We start from the raw sequence: 23,216 nt of genomic DNA on the forward strand, positions 1-23,216 counted from the left end.
TGATTTATATCTGTTTACAGGAATATTCTTAACATTATAGTTATATTTGCATAATATTTAATTCAATACATGAAAGCACTTGTATTTCCAGGGCAGGGTTCTCAGTTCGTAGGAATGGGAAAAGAATTGTATGATTCTAGAAAAGATATTAAAGATCTGATGGAATCTGCCAATGAAATTTTAGGTTTCGACATTCTTTCCATTATGTTCAACGGAACGGACGCGGATCTTAAAAAAACAGAGGTTACCCAGCCTTCAATATTTATACATTCAGTAGCAGCATTAAAAGCTGTAAACGGTTTAGGAGCTGAAATGGTTGCAGGACACTCTTTGGGAGAGTTCTCAGCGTTGGTAGCTAATGGCGTTTTATCTTTTGATGACGGTTTGAAATTGGTATCCGAGAGAGCTAAGGCTATGCAGGATGCTTGTGATGCAAATCCAAGTTCAATGGCAGCTATTTTAGGATTGGAAGATGCTAAGGTAGAAGAGATCTGCGCACAAATCAGTGGAATTGTAGTTCCTGCAAACTATAACTGCCCAGGTCAGCTTGTTATTTCAGGAGAAACACCTGCAGTAGAAGAAGCTTGTGCAAAACTTAAAGAAGCAGGAGCAAAAAGAGCCTTATTACTACCTGTAAACGGAGCATTCCATTCACCATTAATGCAGCCTGCTCAAGAGAGATTGGCAGCGGCGATCGAAAAAACAAAATTCAGAAAAGCAACAATTCCTGTTTATCAGAATATTACGACTACAGCAGTGACAAATCCTGATGAAATCAAACAAAACCTTATTGCTCAGCTTACTGGTCCTGTAAAATGGACTCAGTCTGTACAGAATATGATTAAAGACGGGGCGTCTAACTTTATTGAAGTAGGACCTGGGAAAACTCTTCAGGGATTGATCAAAAAGATTGACGGATCTGTAGAAGTTGCTTCTGCAATCTAAAATTTACAATATATGAGCGCGATTTTTTCACCGGGAAAGCTTATGCTGACTTCAGAATATTTCGCAATCGATGGAGCTCTTGTCTTAGCGGTACCAACCAGGCTGGGACAAGAGTTTTTTTTTGAAGAAAAAGAAGAGGGAAAGGCTCTTATCTATTGGGAAGCCTATCATCAAAACAGACTATGGCTAACCACTGTCATTGATTATAAGAATTGGCAGATTCTGGAAACCAATATTCCATCAAGCGCTGAATTTATTACTAAGACTTTAAAAAACGTTCAGCTGCTTTCTGATACTAAATTCAAAAATAATACGACTTACCATTTAAAAACTAACCTTCAGTTTCCTGCAGATTTTGGATTGGGAAGCAGTTCTACCTTGATGAACAATCTGGCTGAATGGGCAGGAATTGATCCTTTTCATCTGAATACAATCAGCCTGGGTGGAAGCGGATACGATATTGCAGTGGCAAAAGAAAAGTCAGCCGTGCTTTTTCAGAGCAAACCGGAAATTAAATATGAAAAAGTAGATTTTAACCCTTCCTTTAAAAATGAACTGATTTTTATTCATTTAAATCAAAAGCAAGACAGCCGTGAAGGAATCAATTTTTACAAGTCAAAAAATAAGTCTCCGGAATTGGTTGAAGAATTTTCGAATATCACAAGAAAAATTTTGTTATGCAATGAATTGGAAAATTTTTCTCAACTAATGATGTTTCATGAGCAAAAAATTTCTAATTTTCTTGAAATTCCGACAGTTAAAGAGAAGCTATTTGCAGACTGTCCCGCATTTGTCAAAAGTTTAGGCGCATGGGGCGGAGATTTTGTGATGAGTGCCAAATTTGGGGACTATAAAGACTATTTTTGGGAGAAAGGTTTTACAACTGTTTTTGAATGGAAAAATATAATTGATTTATAATCAATATCTTACAATATTCTTTTTTTATTTGTCATTCTGACTTATATCAGTATATTTAAACCGTCTTTAACAAATAATTAATATTAATTTTGTTGAAAGCAATAAAGAAATAGAAAATATAAGTAAAATGAAAAACACTAAAATCATCCAGGATTTAGAGAAATTAGGGATTAAAGGAAACTATGAAGTAGTGTATAACCCTTCTTACGAAGAATTATATCAGGCTGAAGTTTCTCCTGAAAATCAGGGGTTTGAAAAAGCTGAGCTTACGGAATCTGGCGCAGTATCAGTAAAAACAGGAATTTTCACAGGTCGTTCACCTAAAGACAGATATATTGTTCAGGATGATGTTACAAGAGATACTATTTTCTGGGATGGTAAAGTAAACTTACCTACTACGACAGAAATTTTTGCGTCTTGTAAAGAACTAGTGCTGAACCAACTTGCTGATGCCAAGAAAATTTATGTAGTTGATGCTTTCTGCGGTACCAATGCAGATACAAGACTTAAAGTTAGATTTATCGTTGAAGTGGCATGGCAGGCGCATTTCGTTACTAATATGTTTATCCGCCCTTCTCACTATGAGCTTGAAAGCTTTGGTGAACCAGATTTCACTGTAATCAACGGTTCTAAGACAACCAATCCGAACTGGGAAGCACAAGGATTGAATTCTGAAAACTTCGTGATGTTCAACCTTACTGAAAAACTACAGATCATCGGAGGTACTTGGTACGGAGGTGAGATGAAGAAAGGTATGTTTGCCATGATGAACTACTACCTTCCATTAAAAGGAATGGCTTCAATGCACTGCTCTGCAAACGTTGGAGAAAAAGGAGATGTAGCTTTATTCTTTGGTCTGTCAGGAACAGGTAAAACAACTTTATCTGCAGATCCAAAAAGATACCTTATCGGTGATGACGAGCACGGTTGGGATAACAACGGAGTATTCAACTATGAAGGAGGATGCTATGCTAAAGTAATCGACTTATCAGAAGAAAAAGAACCGGATATTTTCAGAGCGATTAAAAGAGATGCGCTTCTTGAAAACGTTGTTGTTAACAATGGAGTAGCAGATTACACAGACGGATCTATCACAGAAAATACTAGAGTTTCTTATCCAATCTACCATATCAACAAAATTGTATTGCCTTCTAAAGCAGGTCATGCTAAGAAGATTGTTTATCTTTCTGCGGATGCATTCGGAGTACTTCCTCCAGTTTCTATCCTTAACGAAGATCAGGCACAATACCACTTCCTTTGCGGATATACTTCAAAATTAGCTGGAACAGAAAGAGGAATTACTGAACCTCAGCCATCTTTCTCTCCTGCATTTGGTGAAGCATTCCTTACATTACACCCAACAATGTATTCAAAAACATTGATCGGTAAAATGAAAGAACACGGTGCTAAAGCATACTTGGTGAATACAGGATGGAATGGTACAGGAAAGAGAATTTCTCTGAAAGATACCAGAGCAATCATTGATGCAATTATCGACGGTTCTATTGATAACGCTGCTAAAACTCAGGTTCCAATCATGAATCTTGAGATTCCTACAGCACTTCCAAATGTTTCTGAAGGAATCTTAGATCCAAGAGATACCTACGAAAATGCTTCAGATTGGGAAGAAAAAGCAAAAGATCTTGCTTCGAGATATATCAAAAACTTTGAACAGTATTGTGATACTGAAGAAGGAAAAAGATTAATCGCTTCCGGACCTCAATTACAAGAACAAACTATCTAATAGTTGTACATACATAAAAGAGCCTCATCACAGATGAGGCTCTTTTATTATTTATATTTTTTACAGCTTTCAAGCAGTTCATTTTGTTCATCCAGCTTTCGAACCGTCGACCTGATCGATTCTTCACTCAATCTTTTAATAATCATAAAATGTCTTGAAGAAAAATAAGGCTCTTCATTCAGTATCTTATCTAAATATTTGGGAGTGACGAAAGTAAGCCAATATTTCTGACAATTGGAAAATTCAATCGTTACCTCTATGGCATCACATTCAGGATTTTCTATTTGATCGTCAATTTGAATATCAGTGATTTCCGGATCTACTTCCAAACTAAAATAATATTTTGAATACCATTTTAATTTATCCTCATCATTGCAAATTCTTATGTTTTGAAGGTTCATTTCCTCAATAATATAAGCCTTTCGCTTTGTCAATTGCTGAGAATAGACTCCAATAGAAGTACAAAAAACTTCACCTTTTATCTCCATAAATTGTCATTAATCATCTAGCTATCCACAATTATCTGTGGAAATCTGCGACATCCGTGGTGAAAAATTACTTCAAACTCAATATAGCCAACCTATACCCATCCATTCCAAAGCCAGATAAAACGGCGTCAGTATTAGCTGCTGTTACAGACTTCTGTCGGAATTCCTCTCTTTTATAAATATTACTGATATGAACCTCAACTTTAGGCTTTCGGATATTTTTTAAACAATCCGCTATGGCATAGGAATAATGCGTGAAAGCTCCGGGGTTAATAACAACCGCATCAAAATCATCTTCCTGAAGTCGGTTGATCAATTCCCCTTCAATATTGGACTGATAATATTTTAATTCATGAGAAGGAAACTCGGTTCTTAAAACTTCCAAATAACTATCCATAGAAACGCTTCCATAGATTTCGGGTTCTCTGGTGCCTAAAAGATTCAGATTAGGTCCATTTATAATTAAAACTTTCATTCTATAAAATTAAAAAGTTTTTTCAATTAAAAAGCTAAAAAATAAGATCATATCTCAATTTTGTTCATTGAATTATCGATAATGATATTTGTCATATTTATCAAAGTGATAATTTTTATAAAGTGCTATTTTGGTGAGTTTTATAAAATATTTTGTTAATTTTTGAAAAATTATCATGAAAAAACAATAAGTCTACTTGTTTTGTAGACTAAAAGTTTATAGCTTTGCAACCATATTTCGATCGGCTTATAAAGAAAGATGGAGGGAACTGACCCAGTGAAATCTTGACAACCTGCTATGCGTAAGGTGTCACATTCAGCCTATAAAGGAAAAATAAGCATTTGGTTTATCGTATTTATCGATGCCCTTTGCTGACTTTTCTGCAAGGGGCAAAATTTTAATATTTGGTAAATAAAATTGATTATGATTAATAAAACTTTATTTAATTCTAAAGTTTGGATTCCGTCAGTGGCTGCATTTTTCTTAGGAATTGCAAATGTAAGCGGGCAGACTTCCAAACCGAAAAAAGATACCCTCCGTGAAAAGGAGATTGATGAGGTGGTAGTGGTAGCTTATGGTAAAGCCAAAAGAAACAGCTATACCGGTTCAGTAGCAACTATTTCAAGCGATAAAATCAATAATAGACCCGTAACCAATATTACCAAAGCTTTGGAAGGACAGGTACCGGGGATTCAAACCACAAGTGCTTCAGGACAGCCGGGGGCAATTTCTACCATCCGAATCAGAGGGGTTGGGTCGGTAAGTGCTTCCAGTGATCCGCTATATGTAGTAGACGGTATTCCTTTTGATGGAAACCTGAACGCAATAAGTCCTAACGATATTGAATCTATAAGTGTTCTGAAAGATGCTACAGCAAGTGCATTGTACGGTTCCAGAGGGGCCAACGGAATCATCATTATTACAACAAAATCAGGAAAAAAAGGAGAAGCGAAAGTAAACTTTAACATCAGTCAGGGATTTTCAGGCAGAGCGGTCAAAGACTATCAGCAGGTGAATACGGACCAGTATTTCCAGCTGTATTGGGAAGCATTGAGAAACGGGTATAAGTCCGATAAGATTTCTTCTCAGCAGGCTGCACAAATGGCATCCGATAATTTGGTTTCCACTCTGGGAATAAACCCATATGGACCTAATTATTCACGACCAGTAGGAACAGACGGAAAATTACTGCCAGGTGCAACTGCTCTCTGGAATGACGACTGGAGAGATATTTTACAGAGAGTTGCTTCAAGAAATCAGGTGGATTTGGATATCAGTGGAGGAAGTGAGAAAAGCAACTATTTCTTTTCATTAGGATATCTGGATGATAAAGGGATGGCTATCGAATCAGGATTCAAAAGATATAATACAAGACTAAAGATTAATTCTGAAGTGAAAAAATGGCTGAACGTAGGAGTGAACTTAAGCTATACCAACAGTATTCAGAATGCGCCTACATCTTCAGATTCCAAGTCAAGTAATATCATCAATGCGGCAAGATTTATTCCTTCATTTTATCCTTACTATGAAAGAAATCCAGACGGATCTTACATATTAGACGCTAATGGGAATAACATTTATGATTTTGGAAAATACAGGCCTACAAGTGCCCTTCAGAACCAAAATGCCGCAGCTACCTTACCTTTAGATAAGAATGAAAACAAGGAAGATAACTTTTCAGGAAAAGGGTTTATGGAATTTACTTTCTTACCGGAATTAAGATTCAAGAGCAGCTTTTCAGTAGATTTGGTAAATTATAACGGACACTATTATTCGAATCCGCTGTTGGGAGAAAGTGCTGAGATTGGTGGAACAGTAACCCGATCAAATACAAGAACACTGTCTTACACAACCAGTAATATTCTGACGTATGACAAAAAATTCGGAAAACACCATGTAAATGTCTTGGCAGGTCATGAATTCTATAAATACGACTATCAAACAATTTCCGGGACCAGAAGCCGTTTCTCCCTGCCTTATTATTATGAGCCGGATGCCGCTTCTTTATTGGTGAATTTTGGAGGAAACAGCGATCAGCTTAGTCTATTAAGTTTTCTGGGGAAAGTGGAATATGATTTTAACAATACCTATTTCCTTTCTGCTTCAGGAAGAGCTGACAGTTCTTCAAGGTTTGCTCCGGATAACAGATGGGGGAAATTCTGGTCTTTGGGCGGATCGTGGAAAATTTCAAATGAAGAATTCATCAAAAACCTGAATTTCTTCAACCAACTGACATTGCGTGCAAGTTACGGTGGACAAGGAAATGACAAATTATTGCGTCCAAACGGACAGCCTCTTTACTATGCTTATCAGGAGTTATACAGAATTTCTCCTCTTGGCGGAGAAGCCGGAACCACTTTAGAAAAAGTAGGAACCGATAATGTGAAATGGGAAACCAATCTTAACCTCAATGTAGGCTTGGAATTCTCTATTCTGAAAAACAGAATTAAAGGTAACGTAGAGTATTTTAAAAGAAAAAGCCAGGATCTTCTGTTTAATGTGCCTGTAGCCCCTTCATTGGGAATCAGTGATTATCCTGCCAACGTAGGAACCATACAGAATACAGGTTTTGAGTTCTCATTATTTACTACACCAATCAAAAATGAAGATTTCGAATGGAATGTAGACGTGAACCTGAGTACTTTAAATAATAAAGTATTGAAAATGCCGAAAGGCCCCCTTGTTGTAGGAAGCAAACTTTTAAAAGAAGGAGGTTCTGTATACGATTTCTTTATTCAGGAATGGGTAGGGGTAGATCCAAGCAACGGAAAGCCTCTATGGAAAACGATTTCTACCGATGCTAACGGAAATACGGTAGAAGGAACAACTTCAGAATACGCTAAAGCAACGAAAATTTTACAAGGCTCTGCATTGCCAAAATTAACAGGAGCGATAAGCACGAGTATTGCCTATAAAAACTTTGATTTTTCAGGATTGCTGACCTTTAAAATAGGAGGGAAGATCCTGGATACGGATTACACTTCAATCATGCATAACGGAAGCGCCGGAGGACGTTCCTGGAGTGCCGAAATGCTGAACAGATGGACTCCGGATAATACCAATACAGATGTTCCGGTATTAAGTACAGCCACTAATAACTGGACTTCCACTTCTTCAAGGTTTTTATATTCAGGAACCTATGCAAGGCTTAAGAATGTAAGCTTAGGATATACACTGCCCTCTGATTATTTTGAAAAAATCGGGCTCAAAAAATTCAGAATTTATATTCAGGCAGAAAACCTTCTGACCTTTTATAAACATAAAGGAATGGATCCTGAACAGGCGCTGGATGGTACCACTTATTACCGATATCCTGCGATGAGAACCATTACTTTTGGACTTCAGGCAACGCTTTAATCTTTAAAATTGAAACAATGAAAAATTTAAAATATTTATCTTTTGCGCTTATCGGATTATGGTCGCTTACAAGCTGTGAGAAAGATCTTGATACCGCTCCTACAGATCAGGCCAGCAGTGTTGAGGTTTTTAAAACAGCAGAAAGTGCAGAAACGGTGATCAACGGAACATGGGCGAAATTTAATAATGATGGAACAACATATGCAAATATTGGTTATTCAACAGTTTTAAGAGCCAGCGATGCCATGGGTAGTGATGTCGCTGTACTTAGAAATAAATATGGATTCTCATCTACCTATGACTTCACAGAGATGGTGAACAATACCGCTGGAAGACCATTGTTCATCTGGTCTATGTTGTATTCTGCCATTAATAATATGAACAATGTTATTGCAAAAATTGATGGTACAGAAGGAAGTCAGGAAAAGAAAAATCAGGTAAAAGCTCAGGCAAAGGCATTGCGTGCTTTCTGTTATCTGAATATAGCCAGTTTTTATCAGTTCAGTTACCTTAAAGATAAAACGGCTTTAACGGCTCCTATTTATACAGAGCCTTCCACTACAGCTACACCGGGAAAGAAAAAAGCAAGCCTGGAAGAAATTTATACTTTGATTAAAAGTGATCTTACAGACGCAGACAATCTGTTGAAAAATTATACAAGAAATAACAAAGATAAGATCAACAGAAATGTAGTAAACGGACTTTTAGCAAGAACATATCTGAATACCGGAGAATGGGCTAAAGCATCTGCATCCGCTAAAATCGCAAGAGAAGGATATCCTTTGATGGCTCCGGAAAAATACAGCGAAGGATTCAATGATATCGATAATATAGAATGGATCTGGGGGCATAAGCAAACACAGGAACAGTCGGACGAAAGTTATGCCTTCCACTTTTTAGATGTGTCTTCATCAGGAAGTTATTATTACAGCTTTATGGCCGATCCTTATTTTAAAGATTTATTTGATACCAATGATATCAGATATCAGCTGTTTTCATGGGATGGGCTTAAAGGAAGAGAAGGATTGTTGAGGTATGCTAAATTCAAATTTAAATCTACCCTCATTGCAGATATTGTTTACATGAGATCTGCAGAAATGTATCTGATTGAAGCTGAAGCAGAAGCAAGAAATGGAAACGTATCTCAGGCCGTAGCCGTTCTGAACCAATTGAAATCTACGAGAAAAGCGAATATCTACAGTGGTTCACTGGCACAAAATGATGTGATAAAAGCAGTTTTGCTTGAAAGAAGAAAAGAATTATTCGGAGAAGGATTTTCTCTGTCCGATATTATCAGAACTCAGGGATCCGTAGAAAGAAAACCATTTGTAGATGCAGACGGGAAACCAATCAAAGTTCAGATTACCACTCCCGAGGGAGTAACGAAAACAGTGGATGGAAAAGGACATTCTGTGTTTTCATTCCCAGATCAGTCCGCTTTTATACCCAACAGTAATTACTATTTATTCAGTATTCCTCAGCGAGAATCTGAGAATAATCCGAATCTATAAAATATAAGGTTCATAGTTAGATTTGATTTTTTAAGCCACTGCTTTTGCGGTGGCTTTTTTAGTGTAGAAAATAAAACACTCAATCACTTCCTATGATATATTTTGATTATTTAAAATTTGATGAATTGGTTTCCTTCGATCTGAAATAGACTAGTGAATCAACAGTTCGCATAAATTTTTTAAACTTGATGGTCTTTATCGTGTCAAACAAAGCTTTCTCACGAGCGAAATAATAATCATACTCTACAGAAATGAGTCTTTTATTGGTTCTGATCTTAATATGTTGTGACATGGTTGCAGAGTTCACTTCTTCCCCTATCTTAGTCTTATTATTGATCAGATGGATTTGATTTCTGTCAAAACTTTCGTTCAAAATAGCCCAATCCTTATCGGTTAGTTTAAACCTGAGCGTGTCGGAAGTATCGTCCTCTATCATCATAAAGCTTGTGTAGATATCAGTTCCTTTAATGGTAGAAAGATTTCGGGTTAATGTTTTAATTGAAATATCTTTGGCAAGCACTTCCTTTTGTTCACAGGATAACATTGTTAAACAGATGCCGAATAGGAGGATATGTTTCTTACTCATAAGCAATAGAAGAAGGTTCCAATTGTTTGATTTCATTTTTAGTGAAAATAATATTTTCAATAATTGTATAGATCTTATCAAACTTTTTTCCATTATAACAAAACCAGCTCCTATCAACATTATGAATATACTCTACATTTATAGTGTTCAGGCTGAGTCTGTCATATATTTTAGGATGATAACCCCAAGTAGTACAATCAATTGTCCCAGGTAGATTTTGAAAACCGTTTTCAGAAAAAGCCTCCAGAATTTTCCCTTTTTCCTCTTTCGTTAAATGAAGCTTTACAGTGGTCTTATGAGAATCATAGTTTCTTGTAAAAGAATCTGTTTGGGAATCATAAGTATCGGTTAAGTTGCTATACACAAATGTGGAATCTTGATCAATTGTATTCTTATTACGACATGAAGTGAGGCTCATAAAAACGATCAGAAGACAAATGATAGACGGGAAATAGATTTTCATACGGGCTTTTATAACGCCAATGATAAGGATTTTATCTCTATTGTTACGGTTTTGATGATCTATTTTAGAAAAAATCTCTACCTTTGTCACAATGAACCTGTTAAGATGGATACTGGCAATTTATTTCATGGCGTTATCATTAATGCCTTGTGAAGACGTGTCTCATCCCTTCAATTCAGGGCAAAAGAAGATTTCGTTAAGTATTGGCGAAACACATACTACAGACAAAGGAGATATCTGTTCTCCGCTGTGTGCCTGCAGCTGTTGTCAGATGACAGTGTCTGCATTTAAAATGGATCCCTTATTAGAAATCCCGGAGCAGATTCCCGCTTATTTTTCAAAGAAAATTCTGTTTCATAAAAACGATTTCGCTTACCAGATTTACGATCCTATCTGGCAACCTCCTAAAATTTAATTTTTATTGATTTTTAGAAAGTTATCTTTCTAACCGGTGCTTGAAACTTTGCAATACCATTGCAGATGTTTTCAGGATATTTTTGCTGCAGTATTGTATACTGTGGGCTTATTTTTCAATAAAAATTAAATAAAATTGTGTTAGATAAAATCATAAAATTCAGCATCAAAAATAAAGCGGTCATTGGTATTATGACTTTGGTGCTGATCATTTGGGGAACCTGGAGTGCTACCAGACTGCCAATAGATGCGGTGCCCGATATTACCAATAATCAGGTTCAGATTATTACTGTATGTCCTACATTGGCAGGCCAGGAAGTAGAACAGTTAGTTACCTTTCCTATAGAGCAAAGTATTGCCAATGTTCCCGATATTCAGGAGACCAGAAGTATTTCAAGATTCGGGCTTTCTGTTATTACAGTAGTTTTTAAAGAAGATGTTAATGTTTACTTTGCGAGACAGCTCATTAGTGAACAGCTGAAAAATGCAGTGGAGGAAATTCCAAAAGGAGTGGGAACTCCTGAGTTAGCTCCTGTAAGTACAGGTTTAGGAGAAGTATATCAGTATATTCTTCACCCTAAAAAAGGAAGCGAGAAAAAATACAATGCAAAAGAACTGCGTACCATGCAGGACTGGATTGTTCGCAGACAGCTTAACGGAACCCCTGGCGTGGCAGAAATCAACAGCTTTGGGGGTGAATTAAAACAATATGAAGTAGCTATTGATCCTAACCGATTAAAGGCAATGGGGACCAGTATTACTGAAATTTTTACCGCTCTAGAAAAAAACAATCAGAACACGGGAGGCGCTTATATCGATAAAAAGCCCAATGCTTACTTTATTCGTGGAATAGGATTAGTAACCTCTCTGGAAGATATAAGAAATATTGCTGTTAAAAATGAAACAGGAAGTGTTCCGATTTTCATCAAAGATGTAGCAGATGTACGCTTGGGAAATGCCGTACGGTACGGAGCTCTTACCTATGACGGTAAGGTAGATGCAGTAGGGGGTGTCGTAATGATGCTGAAAGGAGCTAACAGCAATGAAGTTGTCAACAATATCAAAGCGAAAATTCCTACCATTCAAAAGTCGCTTCCCAATGATGTAGTGATAGAGCCGTTTCTGGATAGAACCGATCTCGTAGACAGAGCCATCAATACCGTACAGAAGAACCTTATCGAAGGTGCTTTGATCGTTATTTTCGTACTTGTTATCTTCCTGGGGAATTTAAGAGCAGGTCTTATTGTGGCCTCAGCAATCCCTCTTTCTCTATTATTTGCACTGGGAATGATGAATGTTTTCGGAGTGAGTGCCAATCTGATGAGTTTGGGTGCCATAGATTTCGGATTAATTGTAGACGGCGCCGTAATCATCGTAGAAGCTACTCTTCATCATTTAGGAGTAAGAAAATCAGTAAAAAACCTGACGCAGTCTGAGATGGACGAAGAAGTCTTTCTTTCCGCATCGAAGATCAGAAATAGTGCAGCCTTTGGCGAAATTATCATTCTCATCGTATATATTCCAATCCTTACATTGGCAGGAGTAGAAGGTAAAATGTTTACTCCCATGGCAAAAACAGTAGGATTTGCCATTTTAGGAGCATTAATTCTCTCTCTAACTTACATTCCGATGATGAGCGCATTGTTCTTATCTAAAAAGGCATCTCATAAAGAAACCTTTTCAGATAAGATGATGAACCGTCTGCAAAAGATCTATCAGCCTTTATTGCAGAAAGCAATTCGAGTAAAATATGTTATCGTTTCTGTTACAGCTGCGGTTTTCATTTTGTCGGCCTTTATTTTTAAGAATATGGGTGGGGAATTTATTCCACAACTTCAGGAAGGAGATTTTGCTTTCCATTGTATTCTGCCCCAGGGAAGTTCACTGAGCCAGAGTATAGAAACCTCAATGCAGGCTTCAAGAATAATTAAGCAGTTTGATGAGGTGAAAATGGTCGTAGGTAAAACTGGTTCTGCTGAGGTACCTACCGATCCGATGCCTCCGGAAGCGACCGACATGATTATCGTTTTAAAACCACAAAAAGAATGGAGAACCAAAAAATCATATGATGAACTGGCCGACGAGATCAGTGAAAAGCTGGAAACAATTCCTGGAGTGTTTTTTGAAAAAAATCAACCCATTCAGATGCGCTTTAATGAGTTGATGACGGGAATAAGACAGGATGTTGCTGTGAAAATATTCGGGGAAAATCTGGATTCATTATCTCTATATGCAGATAAAGTTGGAAAAGTCATTCAGACTGTTGATGGAGCTACGGCTCCTCAGATCGAAAGAGTAAGCGGTCTTCCACAGATCAATGTTCAGTATGACAGAACAAGAATTGCAAACTATGGATTAAATATTGAAGACGTCAACAATGCGGTAAGTACGGCATTCGCAGGGAAAGCAGCAGGACAGGTCTTTGAAAATGAGCGACGTTTTGATTTAGTTGTGCGTTTAGACAGTCTTCACAGAACAGATATTTCAGATGTTGATAATCTGATGATCACCTCAGCCAGCGGGGCGCAAATTCCATTATCACAAGTGGCCAATATCAGCTATAAACTGGGCCCGGCTCAGATCAGTCGTGAACAGGGAAAACGCAGAATTGTAATTGGTTTCAATGTAAAAGGTCGCGACGTAGAAAGTGTGGTGAAAGATATTCAGGCTAAACTTGACAAAGTGAAGCTGCCATCCGGATATTATTTTACTTACGGAGGTCAGTTTGAAAATCTTCAGGAAGCAAGCAAACGTTTGATGATTGCTGTTCCGGTATCACTGCTTCTTATTTTTATGCTGTTGTATTTTACTTTTAAATCCTTCAAGCAGGCGACTCTCATCTTTACCGCTATTCCTATGAGTGCGATAGGTGGTGTATTTGCCCTTCTGGCGAGAGATATGCCTTTCAGTATCAGCGCGGGAATTGGTTTTATTGCATTATTCGGAGTAGCAGTACTCAACGGAATTGTACTGATAGGAACCTTCAACCAGTTGGAAAAAGACGGAGAAACAGATATTTTGAAAAGAGTGTTTGAAGGAACTAAAACCAGGCTGAGACCCGTTTTAATGACTGCAACTGTTGCTTCGCTAGGATTTCTTCCTATGGCGATTTCTACAGGAGCCGGAGCGGAAGTTCAAAAACCATTAGCTACAGTAGTAATCGGAGGATTGATAACGGCAACGTTCCTTACTTTGTTTGTACTGCCGATGTTGTATATTATTTTTAATACCAAGATCCTGAAAAAGAAAAATAATAAGACAGGAGCATTCACCATTGTTCTTGCTTTAGGATTGATGATGTTTGGGCAGACTTTTAAAGCACAGTCCAGACCCATATCTGTAGAGCAGGCAGTAGACATGGCGATGAGCAATAATCTGACCCTTCAGTCTAAGGATTTAAGCATTAAATCTGCAGAAGCGCTGAGACCAACCTCCAAAGAGCTTCCGAAACTAAGTGTTGAAACCCAGCTAGGGCAATACAACAGTCCTAAGTTTGACCAGTCGTTTGCCATTTCACAGAGTATTCCTTTTCCTACATTATTTAAAGCAAGAAAGGAACTGATCAATGAAAACATTAAAAGCAAACAGATTGATAAAGAAATTACAGCCAATGAATTGATTAAGCAGGTTCGTACGTATTACTATCAAATTGAATATCTTCAATATAATAAAACTCAGCTGAAAAGCCTGGATACATATTATGAAGAATTTATCAGGATTGCAACGGTAAGATTTAAAGCAGGTGATATTAAAAAAATTGAAATCAACACCGCTGAAACCCAGAAAGGCGAAATTGATCTTTTACTGAGGCAGAATGAGGTATTTCTCAATAATGCTTACAAGAATTTAAAAACATTACTGAATACATCAGAAGAGCTTGAAGTTCCATTCAATAAAAACTATGAGCCTTTGAAAGCTGAGAATGTACTGGATAGTTCTTCAGTAGCAAACAACCCATCGGTAAGAGCATTTTACCAGGAAATGGAAATCGCGGAAAAAAATAAGAAAGTTGAAAAAGCTACAGGACTTCCGGATTTCAGTCTCGGATATACCAATCAATCGTTAATAGGAATGCATACCGTTAATGGTATGGAAAACTATTACGGTTCCGGTAAACGCTTTCAGTCTGCAACAGTAGGAGTGGCTATTCCTCTTACATTTGGAGCCACAAAAGCAAGAATCCAGGCTCTTGAGTATGAAAAACAGGTTGCTGAAACCAATGCTAAGATGCAGCAGAAACAGCTTTCCGTACAATTGGATAATGCGTTCACCCAATATCAGCAAGATGTACAGCAATATGATTATTATACCAATCAGGCACTTCCGAATGCTGAGAAAATTGTAAAAGCAGCTCAGTTAGGCTATAAAACAGGAGAAATCTCGTATGTGGAATATCTCTTTGCATTGCAGACGGCTACCAATATTCAGTTAAAATATCTGGAATCCATACAGCAGGTCAATCAGTCTGTAGTAACTATCAATTCAATCATTAATAAATAATATGAAATCGCTTTTAAGAAAGTTCACCGTAAAACGATCATCAAGTGACTTTAGAAAAAATAAATACTTACCTATGAAATCCCAATATCATATCATAACGTTCATGCTGATCTCTTTGTTGATCATAAGCTGTGGAAAGAAAGAAGTTCCCGAGCAAAAGGCTCCGGAAAAAACTGAACAGAAAGAGCATGCCCATGAAGAAGCGCCGCAAACCATAGCATCATTAACGGAAGATCAGATGAAATCGGTAGGAGTAGCCCTGGGAAATGTAGAAATGAAAGAACTGACTTCTACCATTAAAGCAAACGGACTATTGAGTGTTCCCAACAGCAATAAGGCAACCATTACTTCCTTGTATGGAGGAATCATCAAAACCATCAATATTCAGGTGGGAAGCATTGTGAAAAAAGGACAGGTGATTGCTACGATTGCCAATCCCGAATACATTCAGCTGCAGGAAGATTATCTGACCACAAACAGCAGAATTACCTATGCCGAACAGGAGTACAAAAGACAGAGAGAGCTTTTTGATAACGACGCAGGAGCCAAGAAAAATCTTCAGAGTGCCGATGCTGAACTTAAAACCTTAAGAACTAAAAGAGCATCCCTTTTGAAGCAGCTTCAGATGATGGGAATAAGCCCAGAGAAGGTACATAATGGAAATATGAGATCCGGTCTAGTGATTACATCGCCAATCAGTGGGACAATCAGCAGCATTACTGCGCAAATCGGGAGTTATGTAGATATCTCTTCTCCAGTAGCAACGGTTATTGATAACGGATCTATCCATCTGGATCTTCAGGTTTTTGAAAAAGATCTCCCTAAAATGAGAGTAGGGCAGATCGTTCACTTTAAGCTTACCAACAACCCCGAAACAGAATACGACGCAAAGATCTACAGCATAGGATCCTCTTTTGAAAACGAAAGTAAAACCATATCCATGCATTGCGAAGTTATAGGAAACAAATCCGGCTTGATTGACGGGATGAATATCACCGGAATTGTAAGTCTCGACAAAAGTACCACACCCGCTGTTCCTACTGAAGCCATTGTAGAAGCAGACGGTAAATATTATGTTTTTATACAAACTGACAAAAAGGTGGAAGAAGAACATGAGGAAAAAGGAAAGCCACATCCTAAGACATTAAATTTTGAAAAAATAGAAGTGGTGAAAGGCGCAACAGATATGGGCTACACGGCCATTACACCAGTGGGAAACATTCCGGATAAAGCAAAAATTGTAGTAAAAGCTGCATTTTTCGTAAACGCTAAATTGGTGAATTCCGGAGAACACGAACATTAATGAAACCCATCAGAATCAGTGAAATGTCGATTTTTATCCTTATATTAGAGCTGTTTACGGAATTGCTTTTTTGAAGTATAAAACCGGCTGAAGTAAAGATTATCTTACCCTATTTAATACATGACTTATTATGCTATTAAACAAAAAAATATCAGTCTGGTATTTCATCAGTGAAATAAAATCTCAAATTCTATTCATCGGAATATTTGCTGTAGCAGTCGGTCTTTTAGATATGCTGCCATGGTTCAGAAAAATTAGCCTGCCTTTGAATATTCCAGCACTTCTTGGAACGGCAGTTTCGTTATTGCTGGCCTTCAGAACCTCACAATCTTATGAAAGATGGTGGGAGGCGAGAACCGTTTGGGGAGCTGTTGTAAATGATTCCAGAACTTTTGTGAGATTGGTTATTCAGTTTATGCCTTTAGGAGAAGAAAAGACGATTCAGAAATTTGCAGAACGGCAGATCATCTGGACCTATGCTCTTGGGGAGTCGCTAAGGAGGCTTCCATTTTCAGAGAAAGTGCGGAAATACCTGGATGAAAATAAAATCGATGCGGTCAATATTCCTAATGCACTTCTGGATGCTCATTCAAAACAGCTTAAAGACGTATCAGTTTCTAAAGAACTTACAGATTTTCAACAAATGCAACTGAATGAAATCTTAACAAGGCTTTGTGACAGTATGGGCAAATGTGAAAGACTGAAAAATACGGTTTTCCCCAGATCATACAGTGTTCTTGTACACATTTTGATCTATGTGTTTGCCATATTGCTTCCTTTTGGGCTTGACGATTCGCAGCTGGTTGTTGAGGTGATGATCACTTTCCTGATTCCGATGGTGTTTATTGCCATAGAAAAAACGTCTATCATTATGCAGGATCCTTTTGAAAACAGTCCGGTAGACACGCCAATGACTTCCTTGGCCCAAACGATTGAGATCAATATCAGGCAGATGATCGGAGAGCAGAACATTTCAATGAAAAAAGAAAATACATCCTACTACGAAATGTAATAAAAACCATCCGTAAATATGGAAAATACACCAACACAAGCACGCTCTGCAGCAAGCCAGCATAAAAAAAGCCTTCTGATTGTTCTGGCTCTCAGTGGAACCTATCTTATTGCTGAGGTGATAGGTGGGATCATGACCAATAGCCTTGCTTTGCTTGCAGATGCAGCTCATATGCTTACAGATGTGGTAGGATTGCTATTGGCTTTTATCGCCATCAAAATAGGAGAAAAAAAAGCTGATCCTTCCAGAACTTATGGGTACTATCGAACCGAAATTCTTGCTGCGGTAGTCAATGCAGTAGTTCTATTGGGAATTTCAGTATATGTTTTATTTGAAGCCTATCAGAGGTTTCAGAATCCGCCGGAAGTACAGAGCAAATCAATGCTTATTGTTGCGGGAATAGGATTGGTAGTCAATATCATAGGGATGATGATTCTGAGAAAAGACTCAGAAGGAAGTTTGAATATGAAAGGAGCTTACTTTGAGGTTCTTTCAGACATGCTTACTTCAGTGGGAGTAATGATTGCCGGAGTGATTATGCTAACAACAGGTTGGTATTATGCCGATCCTTTAATTTCTGCTGCAATAGGACTTTTAATCTTTCCAAGAACATGGAGATTATTGAAAGAAGCGATCAATGTTTTGCTGGAAGGTACTCCCAAAGATGTAGATATTCATGAACTGCGTAAAGTTTTGGAACAAACTCCGGGGGTCAACAATGTTCATGATCTGCATGTGTGGTCACTTACATCAAGCGTCAATGCCATGAGTGCACATATCGTGAAGAATAAAGATGTTTCTCAGAATCAGTTATTAAAAACTCTGACGGAAACTACAGTTAATAATTTTAAAATCAGTCATACGACTTTCCAGATCGAGGAAGAAGGATATGAGGAGAAAGAAGTACATCTGTAAAATTTAATTTTTAAAACATGAAAAAAGATATAGAAAACAAACTCATCGATAAAAATACCAAGCCTACAAGCATGAGGATTCTGGTATATGATTTTTTAAGCTCCCAGGAAGCGGCGCTGTCCCTTTCTGAGATAGAAAATCACTTTGACAATGCAGATCGAATTACCATTTACCGAACCTTAAAAACCTTTGAAGAAAAAGGAATTGTTCACAGTATACAGGAAAATACTACCACAAAATACAAACTATGTGATGATGACTGTGATGAAAAAACACATAAAGACTGGCATCTGCATTTTTATTGTAAAATATGTAAACAAACCACCTGCAAAGAAGATATTTCTTTTCCCGAAAACATACAGACCAATTTCAGGATAGATGAAATAAGACTCTTTGCCAAAGGAATCTGCGAAAACTGCCTGGAAAGTTTGCAATAGCATTGCATTGGTCTCATCTTTACATTTGTATAAAAATATCAGTTATGGAAAAATGCTGTAGTACAACACCCGAAAAAACTAATACGAAAGGACATCAACACAACCATTCAGATGGAGACGGACATGATCATGACGGGCATGACCATTCGCATGATTCCGGTGATCAAACCGTATTTCAGATGTTTCTTCCGGCGATTATATCATTTATTATTTTATTAATAGGAATAGCCTTTGATAATTATGTTAAACCGACTTGGTTTACGGGCTGGATACGCTTAGTGTGGTATCTGGTAGCATATATTCCTGTAGGGTTTCCTGTATTGAAAGATGCATGGAGAAGCATCATTAAAGGAGATGTATTTTCAGAATTTTTTCTGATGAGTATTGCAACCATTGGAGCTTTTTCAATTGGAGAATATCCTGAAGGGGTAGCTGTGATGCTGTTTTATGCTGTAGGAGAAGTATTTCAGTCTATGGCTGTAACCAGAGCAAAAGGAAACATAAAAGCATTGTTGGATCAGCGGCCTGATGAAGTAACTGTTATTGAAGAGGATCAACCGAAGACCATTAAAGCTAAAGAAGCCAAAGTTGGAAACATGATTCAATTGAAACCAGGTGAAAAACTGGCTCTTGATGGAGAGCTTTTTTCAGAGGCGGCTTCATTCAATACAGCAGCTTTAACAGGAGAAAGCAAACCGGATACTAAAAATAAAGGCGAAGTAGTGCTGGCAGGGATGATCAATATGAACAGTATTGCCTTAGTGAAAGTAACCACCGCTTATGAAGACAGTAAGCTGAGTAAAATATTGGAACTTGTTCAGAATGCGACAGCTCAAAAGGCCCCTACAGAACTTTTCATAAGAAAGTTTGCTAAAGTTTATACTCCAATTGTGGTATTTCTCGCCATAGGAATCTGTCTTCTTCCTTACTTCATTGTGGACGATTATCAGTTCAGAGACTGGCTGTACAGAGCCTTGATTTTCCTTGTTATTTCATGTCCGTGTGCTTTGGTAATCTCTATACCGTTAGGATACTTTGGTGGAATAGGCGCTGCAAGCCGAAACGGAATTTTATTTAAAGGAAGTAATTTTCTGGATAGTATTGCCCAGATTCAAAATGTGGTGATGGATAAAACGGGAACGATGACAGAAGGAGTCTTCAAAGTTCAGGAAGTAAGCATCAGCTCCGATTTTAATAAAGATGAAGTTCTTCAGATGGTAAATGCACTGGAAAGTAAAAGTACACATCCGGTTGCCACCGCTATTCATAATTATGTGGGAGAGATCAACCATTCTATTCCACTGGAAAACGTAGAAGAAATTGCAGGGCATGGATTAAAAGCAACTGTGAACGGGAAAGACCTTCTTGTGGGTAATTTTAAGCTGATGGATAAATTCAATATCAGTTACGATGTCAAACACGGTAATATTGTTTATACAGTAATCGCTGTAGCCTACGATAGAAGATTTGTCGGATATATTACCATTGCAGACAGCATAAAAGAAGATGCTAAAGAAACGGTTGAGAAGCTTCATAAAATGGGAGTACAAGCCACTATGCTGAGTGGTGATAAAAGTACGGTTGTAAAATATGTGGCAGATCAGTTGGGTATAGATAGTGCTTTCGGTGATCTGTTACCTGAAGATAAAGTCAATAAAGTGAAAGCCATCAAAACGGCCAACCAGACCGTAGCTTTTGTGGGTGATGGAGTAAATGACGCACCAGTAGTCGCTTTAAGTGATGTCGGAATTGCGATGGGAGGTCTGGGAAGCGACGCTACCATTGAAACAGCAGACGTTGTCATTCAGGATGATAAACCTAGTAAAATCCCGATGGCGATTAATATCGGAAAACAAACGAAAAAGATTGTTTGGCAAAATATTATTTTAGCCTTTGCCGTAAAAGCTGTGGTTCTGATCCTTGGTGCCGGAGGTCTTGCAACCATGTGGGAAGCGGTATTTGCTGATGTAGGAGTTGCGTTGCTTGCAATTTTAAATGCTGTGAGAATTCAGAGGATGAGGTTTTAAAGAAGAAAGATTAGACAAATAATTAATAATCAACTTATCTAAATTATATTTAACAAAAGCTCTGCTAATATTAGTAGGGCTTTTGTTTAAAAAAACATATGTAATGCCTGTTATTTATTTTGTTGGAGGAACGCAAAGGCGCAAAGAAGATAAAATTTGTACCGTTTTTAAGGACAAGAAAATCAAAGATTTTCAACAAGTAAAGTTCTTAATATCCATTCTTACTATTATTAGTTTTACATTTTATCGGAGATAAAATCCTTGCGCCTTAAAACGGTAAACATTTAAAAAAAATGCATCTTTGCGTTTCCCAAAGAAACCAACAAAACATAAAAAGCTTTACCTAGACATTGGTAAAGCTTTTATTAACAAGATTAAAATTTTATATAAAGCACAAAATTTTAAATCAAAGTTCGGAATAAAATAATATTGGAAACAGGCACAGTTTTATGATTTTTGAAGGTAACAGTATATAACCATAATGACATTCATCATAAATGAATCGTAAAATACTTTCGAAGTAGTATATTTGCAGCAGAAAACTGAATCGTTGAGGTTATTAATTTCCATATTCATCATTTTTACCGTTGCAATACGTCCCGTGTTGCCATTGGTAAATTACGCAGTGAATTATGATTATATTGTAAAAAACCTTTGCGAGAATAGAAACGTACCACAGTCAACCTGTAAAGGGAAATGCTATGTTGAAAAAGAACTGGCAAAAACAGAGAAACAATCCAACAGTTCTCAAACAGTAAAAATACCCGGTTTGGATGTTTTTCTTTCCAATGAAATTCTTTCCTTTGCCAATCATGCAGACGTTGGACTTTCTACTGAGAAACCAGATCCAAGTTACTTCAATTCCCATTCTTCAGAATATTTTTCAAGGATTTTCCATCCTCCATTAGTGTAATTTCAGTTAGACTATATTTTTAGTTTTATATCAGAACCGTTTGAAAGATTCAAATAAAAACCTATGGTTGACGCTTTTTCTCCCATGCAATATTTGACCCTTTTATTAAGATGTATTACGTCATCTAAGGTACTTTAGCTTTCTTTATAGGCTTTTGTAACCCCCTGTCATTTTTCGTAAAACATCTTTACTGAATTTCTAAGCTGAGACTTAGGATGATAATTTAATTCAATAGTATTAATTTCAATTTAACATTAAAATGAAATCCTCCATTATTTTGGCTGCTGTGCTGCTGGTTTCAATTATTTCGTGTGCAAAAGACACGCCGCAGGTAAAGCATAAAAGCAACATGAGCTCTTCCAAAGAAAATTTAAAAAATATACAGGTAGTTAACGAAGAAGACCCTGTATGTCATATGAAAACCGGCGAGTTTCTGAAAGATACTGCTGTGTATAAAAATAAAACGTATGGTTTTTGCAGTGCTTACTGCAAAGATGAATTCAAGCAAAATCCTGAAAAGTATGCCAAAAAATAATAAAACCAACAATAAGAGCAAGGTCATCATACCTATTGCAGTTATTGCTTTGCTTTTCCTTGGAATTGGAGTAGGGATGGGGTACTTTAAAAAGAACCTGTATACGGTGATGAAAGTTCCTGATTTTGAGCTTACCGATCAAAACAGTAAGAAAATTACCAATAAAGATATGCTGGGAAAAGTATATCTGGTAGAATTTTTCTTCAGCAAATGTCCTACGATTTGTCCTGTGATGAATACCAATATGAAAGCCATTCAGAATCAGGTGAACGATCCCAATTTTGGAATTATCTCCATCAGTATAGATCCTGAAAATGATACTCCGGAAGCTTTAAAAGAACACGCCAAAAGAATTGGAGCAAAATCTCCAAACTGGCATTTTTTAACCGGAGACAGAACATATATTGGTGATCTTGCAGATAAATTTAATATCTATGTAGGGGATAAAGAAAATGAAGGAGAAAGCCTGAATCATAGCGGGATGATTGCCTTGGTAGATCAGGAAGGTAATATTCGATGCCGCTACAATAAAGATAATATGCCGATTTTATATTATTCAGGATTAAACTATGATGACCCTGAAGGTAAAAATCCAAGGCTGAACGGGAAATATCATCCCGACAGAGAAATTCTGATTGAAGACATCAAAAAATTGTTGAAATAAGGAGGAAAT

General features: G+C 37.3%; 19 protein-coding genes and 1 riboswitch. Of the genes, 15 read left to right on the forward strand and 4 right to left on the reverse strand.

All coding sequences use genetic code 11. From position 1 onward, the window contains the following. Positions 1 to 69: 69 nt before the first annotated feature. From fabD to pckA, 3 genes are all read left to right on the forward strand, one after another. Positions 70 to 945 carry an ACP S-malonyltransferase gene (fabD, locus tag ACQ76T_RS15815; RefSeq protein WP_422694502.1) on the forward strand — a complete coding sequence of 292 codons (876 nt, stop codon included), beginning with the start codon at positions 70 to 72 and terminating at the stop codon, positions 943 to 945. A 12-nt stretch (positions 946 to 957) separates the two neighbouring features. Then, positions 958 to 1,863 (forward strand): GYDIA family GHMP kinase, encoded by a 906-nt coding sequence (locus tag ACQ76T_RS15820; RefSeq protein ID WP_431344259.1) that lies wholly within the window; start codon positions 958 to 960, stop codon positions 1,861 to 1,863. A gap of 127 nt (positions 1,864 to 1,990) precedes the next feature. Then, the gene (gene pckA / locus ACQ76T_RS15825; RefSeq protein ID WP_422694504.1) at positions 1,991 to 3,607 is read left to right on the forward strand and encodes a phosphoenolpyruvate carboxykinase (ATP); all 1,617 of its coding nucleotides are present in this window, start codon (positions 1,991 to 1,993) and stop codon (positions 3,605 to 3,607) included. Between the two features lie 47 nt (positions 3,608 to 3,654). Here the strand turns inward: pckA and ACQ76T_RS15830 are convergent, their stop codons facing one another. Beyond that, on the reverse strand, positions 3,655 to 4,095 hold the full coding sequence (locus ACQ76T_RS15830; protein ID WP_431344260.1) for a hypothetical protein: 441 nt from the start codon (positions 4,093 to 4,095) through the stop codon (positions 3,655 to 3,657). Between the two features lie 67 nt (positions 4,096 to 4,162). Further along, on the reverse strand, positions 4,163 to 4,570 hold the full coding sequence (locus tag ACQ76T_RS15835; RefSeq protein ID WP_431344261.1) for a type II 3-dehydroquinate dehydratase: 408 nt from the start codon (positions 4,568 to 4,570) through the stop codon (positions 4,163 to 4,165). A gap of 243 nt (positions 4,571 to 4,813) precedes the next feature. Further along, a riboswitch (SAM riboswitch) is annotated at positions 4,814 to 4,910 on the forward strand. An 83-nt stretch (positions 4,911 to 4,993) separates the two neighbouring features. On the opposite strand from ACQ76T_RS15835, the gene ACQ76T_RS15840 reads away from it, so the two are divergent. Then, positions 4,994 to 7,927 carry a SusC/RagA family TonB-linked outer membrane protein gene (locus ACQ76T_RS15840; RefSeq protein WP_431344262.1) on the forward strand — a complete coding sequence of 978 codons (2,934 nt, stop codon included), beginning with the start codon at positions 4,994 to 4,996 and terminating at the stop codon, positions 7,925 to 7,927. A gap of 17 nt (positions 7,928 to 7,944) precedes the next feature. Continuing rightward, positions 7,945 to 9,438, forward strand: coding sequence for a RagB/SusD family nutrient uptake outer membrane protein (locus tag ACQ76T_RS15845; RefSeq protein WP_431344263.1), 1,494 nt, complete (start codon positions 7,945 to 7,947; stop codon positions 9,436 to 9,438). Positions 9,439 to 9,544: 106 nt separating this feature from the next. On the opposite strand, the gene ACQ76T_RS15850 is transcribed toward ACQ76T_RS15845, so the two are convergent. Then, a complete protein-coding gene (locus ACQ76T_RS15850) occupies positions 9,545 to 9,982 on the reverse strand; it encodes a hypothetical protein (RefSeq protein ID WP_431344264.1) in 438 nt (145 codons plus the stop codon). A gap of 34 nt (positions 9,983 to 10,016) precedes the next feature. Continuing rightward, on the reverse strand, positions 10,017 to 10,577 hold the full coding sequence (locus tag ACQ76T_RS15855; RefSeq protein ID WP_431344265.1) for a hypothetical protein: 561 nt from the start codon (positions 10,575 to 10,577) through the stop codon (positions 10,017 to 10,019). Position 10,578: 1 nt separating this feature from the next. Between ACQ76T_RS15855 and ACQ76T_RS15860 the strand changes: the two genes are divergently transcribed. The 10 genes from ACQ76T_RS15860 (at position 10,579) to ACQ76T_RS15905 (ending at position 23,207) form a co-directional block, all read left to right on the forward strand. After that, positions 10,579 to 10,902: a DUF6660 family protein gene (locus ACQ76T_RS15860; protein ID WP_431344266.1), complete on the forward strand. Its 324-nt coding sequence runs from the start codon at positions 10,579 to 10,581 to the stop codon at positions 10,900 to 10,902. Between the two features lie 137 nt (positions 10,903 to 11,039). Continuing rightward, the gene (locus tag ACQ76T_RS15865) at positions 11,040 to 15,401 is read left to right on the forward strand and encodes a CusA/CzcA family heavy metal efflux RND transporter (RefSeq protein ID WP_431344267.1); all 4,362 of its coding nucleotides are present in this window, start codon (positions 11,040 to 11,042) and stop codon (positions 15,399 to 15,401) included. 73 nt (positions 15,402 to 15,474) lie between these two features. After that, the gene (locus ACQ76T_RS15870) at positions 15,475 to 16,704 is read left to right on the forward strand and encodes an efflux RND transporter periplasmic adaptor subunit (RefSeq protein ID WP_431344268.1); all 1,230 of its coding nucleotides are present in this window, start codon (positions 15,475 to 15,477) and stop codon (positions 16,702 to 16,704) included. A 130-nt stretch (positions 16,705 to 16,834) separates the two neighbouring features. Then, positions 16,835 to 17,716, forward strand: coding sequence for a bestrophin family protein (locus ACQ76T_RS15875; RefSeq protein ID WP_431344269.1), 882 nt, complete (start codon positions 16,835 to 16,837; stop codon positions 17,714 to 17,716). Positions 17,717 to 17,734: 18 nt separating this feature from the next. Continuing rightward, positions 17,735 to 18,631, forward strand: a complete 897-nt coding sequence (locus tag ACQ76T_RS15880; RefSeq protein WP_431344270.1) for a cation diffusion facilitator family transporter — start codon at positions 17,735 to 17,737, stop codon at positions 18,629 to 18,631. Between the two features lie 17 nt (positions 18,632 to 18,648). Then, positions 18,649 to 19,068 (forward strand): Fur family transcriptional regulator, encoded by a 420-nt coding sequence (locus ACQ76T_RS15885; RefSeq protein WP_431344271.1) that lies wholly within the window; start codon positions 18,649 to 18,651, stop codon positions 19,066 to 19,068. 44 nt (positions 19,069 to 19,112) lie between these two features. Continuing rightward, a complete protein-coding gene (locus ACQ76T_RS15890; RefSeq protein ID WP_431344272.1) occupies positions 19,113 to 21,095 on the forward strand; it encodes a heavy metal translocating P-type ATPase in 1,983 nt (660 codons plus the stop codon). Positions 21,096 to 21,645: 550 nt separating this feature from the next. Next, the gene (locus ACQ76T_RS15895; protein WP_431344273.1) at positions 21,646 to 22,008 is read left to right on the forward strand and encodes a hypothetical protein; all 363 of its coding nucleotides are present in this window, start codon (positions 21,646 to 21,648) and stop codon (positions 22,006 to 22,008) included. A gap of 259 nt (positions 22,009 to 22,267) precedes the next feature. Then, entirely contained in the window at positions 22,268 to 22,543 is a 276-nt protein-coding gene (locus ACQ76T_RS15900; RefSeq protein WP_431344274.1) for a YHS domain-containing protein, read from the forward strand. Then, positions 22,530 to 23,207: an SCO family protein gene (locus ACQ76T_RS15905; protein ID WP_431344275.1), complete on the forward strand. Its 678-nt coding sequence runs from the start codon at positions 22,530 to 22,532 to the stop codon at positions 23,205 to 23,207. Before ACQ76T_RS15900 ends, ACQ76T_RS15905 begins: the two co-directional genes overlap by 14 nt. Positions 23,208 to 23,216: the final 9 nt, after the last annotated feature.

The sequence above is a fragment of the Chryseobacterium sp. JK1 genome (assembly GCF_050632815.1).
Classification (GTDB): domain Bacteria; phylum Bacteroidota; class Bacteroidia; order Flavobacteriales; family Weeksellaceae; genus Chryseobacterium.